The organism is Janthinobacterium sp. UMAB-60 (assembly GCF_900095235.1).
Classification (GTDB): domain Bacteria; phylum Pseudomonadota; class Gammaproteobacteria; order Burkholderiales; family Burkholderiaceae_D; genus Janthinobacterium.
Genome location: NZ_LT607483.1, coordinates 301,481 through 307,536 on the forward strand (window position 1 = coordinate 301,481; position 6,056 = coordinate 307,536).

Annotated in this window: 9 protein-coding genes; 7 read left to right on the plus strand and 2 right to left on the minus strand. The window is 59.6% G+C overall.

Annotation, left to right across the window (positions count from 1 at the left end; translation table 11 throughout):
• Positions 1-67: 67 nt before the first annotated feature.
• The gene (locus tag K0F86_RS04615; protein ID WP_219133191.1) at positions 68-694 is read right to left on the minus strand and encodes a hypothetical protein; all 627 of its coding nucleotides are present in this window, start codon (positions 692-694) and stop codon (positions 68-70) included.
• A gap of 136 nt (positions 695-830) precedes the next feature.
• Positions 831-1,265, minus strand: a complete 435-nt coding sequence (locus K0F86_RS04620) for an NINE protein (RefSeq protein ID WP_219133192.1) — start codon at positions 1,263-1,265, stop codon at positions 831-833.
• Between the two features lie 277 nt (positions 1,266-1,542).
• Here K0F86_RS04620 and rpsP point away from each other — a divergent pair, with 277 nt between their 5' ends.
• The 7 genes from rpsP (at position 1,543) to K0F86_RS04655 (ending at position 6,032) form a co-directional block, all read left to right on the plus strand.
• Positions 1,543-1,794 carry a 30S ribosomal protein S16 gene (gene rpsP, locus K0F86_RS04625; protein ID WP_010395524.1) on the plus strand — a complete coding sequence of 84 codons (252 nt, stop codon included), beginning with the start codon at positions 1,543-1,545 and terminating at the stop codon, positions 1,792-1,794.
• 13 nt (positions 1,795-1,807) lie between these two features.
• The gene (rimM, locus tag K0F86_RS04630; RefSeq protein ID WP_257571985.1) at positions 1,808-2,365 is read left to right on the plus strand and encodes a ribosome maturation factor RimM; all 558 of its coding nucleotides are present in this window, start codon (positions 1,808-1,810) and stop codon (positions 2,363-2,365) included.
• Between the two features lie 50 nt (positions 2,366-2,415).
• Positions 2,416-3,162, plus strand: a complete 747-nt coding sequence (trmD, locus tag K0F86_RS04635) for a tRNA (guanosine(37)-N1)-methyltransferase TrmD (RefSeq protein ID WP_219133193.1) — start codon at positions 2,416-2,418, stop codon at positions 3,160-3,162.
• Between the two features lie 131 nt (positions 3,163-3,293).
• Positions 3,294-3,677, plus strand: coding sequence for a 50S ribosomal protein L19 (gene rplS, locus K0F86_RS04640; protein WP_010395528.1), 384 nt, complete (start codon positions 3,294-3,296; stop codon positions 3,675-3,677).
• Positions 3,678-3,754: 77 nt separating this feature from the next.
• Entirely contained in the window at positions 3,755-4,414 is a 660-nt protein-coding gene (locus K0F86_RS04645; RefSeq protein ID WP_219133194.1) for a CoA pyrophosphatase, read from the plus strand.
• A 97-nt stretch (positions 4,415-4,511) separates the two neighbouring features.
• Entirely contained in the window at positions 4,512-5,471 is a 960-nt protein-coding gene (locus tag K0F86_RS04650) for a CobD/CbiB family protein (protein WP_219133195.1), read from the plus strand.
• 225 nt (positions 5,472-5,696) lie between these two features.
• Positions 5,697-6,032 carry a DUF3579 domain-containing protein gene (locus K0F86_RS04655; RefSeq protein ID WP_029496213.1) on the plus strand — a complete coding sequence of 112 codons (336 nt, stop codon included), beginning with the start codon at positions 5,697-5,699 and terminating at the stop codon, positions 6,030-6,032.
• Positions 6,033-6,056: the final 24 nt, after the last annotated feature.

Genomic DNA, 6,056 nt, shown 5'->3' on the forward strand with positions numbered 1-6,056 from the left:
AACCCAACTGCAAATGCTGGGGTCGGACCCTCAGGGTCCGACCCCAGTCCTTGCTTTTGGGTTCAGCTTACCTTCTGGCGATGCCATTGCCGGAATTGCGCACCAAATCCCCCGACTGCAGCCCTGGATCCTGGTCAAACGCAAAATCCGCCTTGGCGCCCGTCTCATACTGCACGGTGACGGTCCACACCTTGCTGTTTTTCATGTGGCCTTCGACTTGCTTGCCTGCATAGGCGCCGCCAGCGGCGGCGGCCAGGGTGGCCAGGTCCTTGCCGCGTCCGCCGCCCACCTGGCGGCCCAGCAGGGCGCCGGCCACGCCGCCGCCTATCATGCCCAGGGCGCCGCCTTCGCCCGCTTTTTCAGTGACGTTGACTGCCAGCACCTTGCCGCAATCGGCGCAGATCTGGTGTTGTGGCTGCTTGGAAGGCTGGCTGGCGTAGGAATTGCCCGCTTTCTGTGCGGCCTTGGCGTTGATGATGGCCTGGTCGTATTCGCTCTTGGCGTCGCGCAGGCATTGCATGCGGGCTTTTGAGCTGGTTTCTTCTGTGCACAATTTCTTGTCGTCCGCATAGCGCGTGCTGGCCTGTTTCGTATCGTAGGTGTACTGCGCCTTCGGCGACAGGTTTTGCGCGAAGGCGGAGGTGCTGAACAGGGCCGTGATGGCGACTGCGAGGATGAGTGGGCGACGAATCATGATCTTCTCCTAGGGGGTGTGGAATGTGCCAGTAATGTTGGCATTGTGAATGCAGTATAGGGGAAAATCATGATTGCTTACCAACACTTACATGTGGGCCTGATGCAAGTGATTTGATGTTGTTTTTAAACTGAAATTAACCGTAGGCGCCGCCCGTGTACAGCAAGTCGAACAGGCGCGCCATGGTGGCGATCAGCACGCCCGCGCCTAGCATCAAGGTAGCGACCAGCACCACGGCCAGGGGCCAGCCCGTGTCCGACAGGCGGCCCGAGGCGGCGTTGTAGCGCGCGTCCCATTTGTCGTCCGGCATCAAGCCCAGCACCAGCGCCTCCAGGAAGCCGACCAGGGCGGACAGGGTCAGCGGCAATATCTGGTAAAACCAGTCGGCCTCGGGAAGCAGTTGGCGCAGCAGCAAGGCGGCGGGCAGGGCGGCCAGGTGGAGCCAGCCCCAGCGGTCTTTGGCGCCATGCAGGTAGAAGCGGTGCGCGCCCAGCATGCCCAGCAGGAAGGCCAGCAGTGTCGTGAAGGCCTTGTTCTTGTGCGACTGTTGCAAAATGGTGGCGGTGGTCATGGGACTCCAGAGTTGCTCATCGGTATAGATTGCCAGTATCGGCCATTGTCTCGCACAACGATAGCACTTTCCTGTGGCGTTTATGCAATGATTTCGCGTGATTTCAAGCCATGGCCGGCACGATAGGCGCAGACGCCTATTGCGTCTTCGGCCATGACTGGTCATAATGTTTGATTAGCCCAAATTACACGCCCGTCATCATAACGCTTGCTGCCTGGCGGTAAAGCGCGCTATAATTTGCGGCTTTTTCCGCCTCAGCACACTTTTTGGAAATATTATGGTCGTTATTCGTTTAGCTCGTGGAGGCGCCAAGAAGCGCCCGTTCTTCAACATCGTCGCTACAGATTCGCGCAATCGCCGCGATGGTCGCTTCATTGAGCGTATCGGTTTTTACAACCCGATGGCGCAAGGTGGCGAAGTTCCACTGCGTATCACCGCAGACCGTCTGGCCTACTGGCAAGGCGTTGGCGCACAATTGTCGCCAACCGTTGCTCGCCTGGTTGCCAGCAACAACAAAGCAGCAGCTTAATTAGATCACTGGTTTGACGGTCAAGACTGCATCCGGGGTGAAAGTCCCCGATGACCTGGTACAGGTAGGCTATGTCTCCGGTGCTTATGGCATTGCTGGCGGGGTCAGGATCACTCCTTTCTCCGACGACGCGGATGCATTATTAAGCGTTAAAACCTGGTGGTTTGATAAACCGACCTTGCATGATGTTGAAGTCAGGCAAGCGAAGTTACACGGCGGCGACGTCGTGGCCCAGCTGGTGGGTGTGGTCGGGCGGGATGCCGCAGAAGCGCTGAAAGGCGTCTCTGTGCAAATTCCGCGTAGCCATTTCCCGACGCTGACGGCCGATGAATTTTATTGGTCCGATCTGATCGGACTGACAGTCGAGAATTTGCAAGGCGAGTGCCTCGGCACAGTGCACGACATGATGAGCAATGGTCCGCAGTCGATCTTGCGCGTTACGCCCGTCGCCACTGCCGATGAGACCGTTGAAAAGGCGCCTGAGCGCCTGATCCCGTTTGTTGGTCAGTTTGTCATTAACGTTGACAAGACCGCCAACAAGATCACGGTCGACTGGGGCCTCGATTATTAAACCGCCTGCGCATAATTTTGCGCCGGGCAAACATTGCAGGATGGTGAACGATGCAATTTGATGTCGTGACCCTGTTCCCGGAAATGTTTGCCGCGCTGACGCAGTCGGGTGTGACCCGGCGCGCCTTCGAGCAGGGGAAATGTGGCTTGTCGCTGTGGAATCCCCGTGATTTCACCACCGACAATCACCGTACCGTGGATGACCGCCCGTATGGCGGCGGCCCCGGCATGGTGATGATGGCGCGTCCCCTCGAAGCGACAATTAATGCCGCAAAGCAACGCCAAGCCGAACTCGGCCTGGCGGCGCCCCGCGTGGTGTTCATGTCGCCGCAAGGCCGTCCGTTGATGCACGAGCGCGTCACGCAGCTGAAAGCCGAACCTGGTTTGGTGATCCTGTGTGGCCGCTATGAAGCCGTGGACCAGCGTTTGCTGGACCGTTGCGTCGACGAAGAAATCAGCGTCGGCGACTTTGTCCTGTCGGGCGGCGAATTGCCCGCCATGGCGCTGATGGATGCGGTGATCCGCCTGTTGCCGGGTGTCTTGAACACCGAGGCATCGGCCATCGAGGACAGCTTCGTCAATGGCTTGCTTGATTCGCCGCACTACACGCGGCCGGAAACATATGAAGGCATGGCCGTGCCGCCCGTCTTGATGGGCGGCAATCATGCCGAGATCGTCAAGTGGCGCCGCCAGCGCATGCTGGAAGCGACCGCGACGAAGCGGCCTGACCTGCTGGTCAGTGCGCGCGCCGCCGGCTTGCTCAGCAAGACCGACGAAAAATTCTTGGCCAGCCTGTAAGCCGTCTCCGGACGGCCGGCAGGGTGACCAGTAGTGCCGGGCATGTTGCCCAAATTGTCTTACCCATCCTCTACCGGGCGGATACTTGCTATCCACAGTGCGCCGGCATGATGGTTTTCGGAGTGTTAAAAATGGACTTGATTCAACAATTAGAGCAGGAAGAAATTGCTCGTCTGGGTAAAACCATTCCTGAATTCGCACCAGGCGATACCGTTATCGTCAGCGTCAACGTAGTCGAAGGTACGCGCAAGCGCGCCCAGGCTTACGAAGGCGTCGTTATCTCCCGTCGTAACCGTGGCCTGAACTCGAACTTCATCGTTCGCAAGATCTCGTCCGGCGAAGGCGTCGAGCGTACGTTCCAACTGTACTCGCCGCTGATCGCTTCGATCGAAGTGAAACGCCGTGGTGATGTTCGCCGCGCCAAGCTGTACTATCTGCGTGAGCGTTCGGGTAAATCGGCGCGTATCAAAGAAAAATTGCCAAATCGCCGCGTTGTGGCGAAAGCAAGCGCGTAATATCAGCGTCTGCGTTGGGAAAAGGGGTGCCTCTCGGCGCCCCTTTTTTATTCTGAATTGTCTATGGGACAAGCTGCATGGCCACCATCGCATTTGATCCACAACAATTAGCCATCGATTCGATCGCCGGCGAGGCGGCGCTGGACGCCGTGCGCCTGACGCCGGACTGGCTGCGCCAGCGCCTGGCCGAACAGCCCGACTGGCAGCCCGAGATTACCCAGGATTTCCTGTCCGCCCGCGCCGTGCCCGTGCGCGCCGCCGTGCTCATTCCACTGGTGCAGCGACCGCAGGGCTTGACCATCTTGCTGACCATGCGCACGGACCATCTGAGCAGCCATGCGGGCCAGGTCAGCTTTCCTGGCGGGCGCAGCGAAGCCTTCGATGCGTCGCCCATCGCCACGGCCCTGCGCGAAACGCAGGAAGAAGTCGGCCTGGCGCGCGAGCACATCGAAGTGCTGGGCCGCCTGCCCGACTACCTGACGGGCACCGGCTATCAGGTCACGCCCGTGGTGGGCCTGGTGACGCCGCCGTTCGAACTGCGCGCCGACCCGTCCGAGGTGGCGGAAATCTTCGAAGTGCCACTGGCTTTCCTGATGGATGGCCTCAACCACCAGCGCCTGTCGGTGGAATTGCCAGGCGGACGGCGCTCGTTCTACGCCATGCCCTACGAGCGCTTCTACATTTGGGGCGCGACGGCCGGCATGCTGCGCAATCTGTTTCACCTCTTGCGCGCGTAAAATGGTGCCGCGCACGTAATAAGTTTGATTCCAGCACGGCACTGCGCTATCGTAGCGGGCATTGCGGTATTGCTGAAAAAGACAAAAAGGACGTTTGATGACATTTCTCTCCATACTTTGCGCATTGCTGATCGAGCAGCTCAAACCTTTGCGCGCGGACAATCCGATCTACGCCGAAATCAAGAGCCTGGCAATGCGCATGGAGACCTGGTTCAATGCCGGCCACGCCAACCATGGCCGCATGGGCTGGTTCCTCATGATCGGCGTGCTGATGGTGCCGACGGCAGGCGTGTACTGGCTCTTGCGGTATTACCAACTGACCCCCCTGGTCTTCGTCTGGAACGTCCTCATCGTCTATCTGACCCTGGGTTTTCGTCACTACAGCCATTACTTCACCTCCATCCAGCTGGCCCTGAGCGCCGGCGACGAGGCGTCTGCGCGTACTTTGCTGGCCGACTGGACCAAGCTCGACACGGTGGGCATGGAAACGAGTGAAATCGCCCGCATCGCCGTGGAAAAAGCCCTGATCACCACGCATCGCAATGTATTTGGCGTCTTTTTCTGGTTCCTGATGCCGCTGGGCCCTGCCTGCGCCGTGATGTACCGCGTTGCCGAATACCTGGCGCGCGCCTGGAACGAGCCCGAGCACATGCGCAATGAAGCGTTCGGCCAGTTCGCCGCGCGCGCCTTTTACTGGATCGACTGGATTCCCGTGCGCTTGACGGCCGTGGCGTTTGCCGTGGTCGGCAATTTCGAGGATGCCATCTACGCCTGGCGCAATTTCGCCCAGCGCTGGCAGGACGAGGCCATCGGCATCATCCTGACGGCCGGCGGCGGCGCCATGGGCGTGCGCCTGGGCACGCCAGCGGAAACGGCGGCCCGTGTGCTGGTGACCCCCGACATGGCCGTCGATGACAGCGACAGCGAAAGCGATATCCTGCCCGGCGAAGAGCCGGGGGCGCGCGCCTTGCAGAGCACGGTCGGGCTGGTCTGGCGCGCCTTGCTGCTGTGGATGCTGCTGCTGCTGTTGATGTCGGGCGCCGTTTTCCTCGGCTGACGCGGGCGCACACGCGCCATCCATGCGCCTTGCGCGCGGAACAAGGTTAAAATAGGGGCTGGCGCGTTACGCGTGCCGGCCCCTGTTTGCAGCGTCAGGGCAGATCGAGGTAGAACCCAAGTCTTCTATAAGATATAATACTGGCTTACCGCAGCAAACGTAGTTGAATTACCAGCCCGGCTTACCCGCCGGGGCCATTCACGCAATCCAGTCCCGACAAGCCACATGGCCGAGTTATCTCAAAAAACAGGGGAACTCTCAGACGAGTTCTTCATCCTTGGTCTCACCAGCAATGGCAAGCAATTTCGACCCAGCGATTGGGCCGAGCGCCTTTGTGGAGTGATGTCCTGTTTCAATCCCGAAGGCGGCGGGCGCAATGCGCACCTCCAGTATTCGCCCTACGTGCGCCCGACCGTCGTCAATGGCGTCAAGTCGGTGGTGGTCAACACCAAGCTGCGCGAGATCGAGCCGATGGCGTTTCACTTCGTGCGCGAATTTGCCAAGGATAACGACCTGCAAATCGTCGAAGCCTGCTTCCTGCCGCCCCCCGAAGAAAAGTAAGACCGTTTCAATTGATCTGCCGCA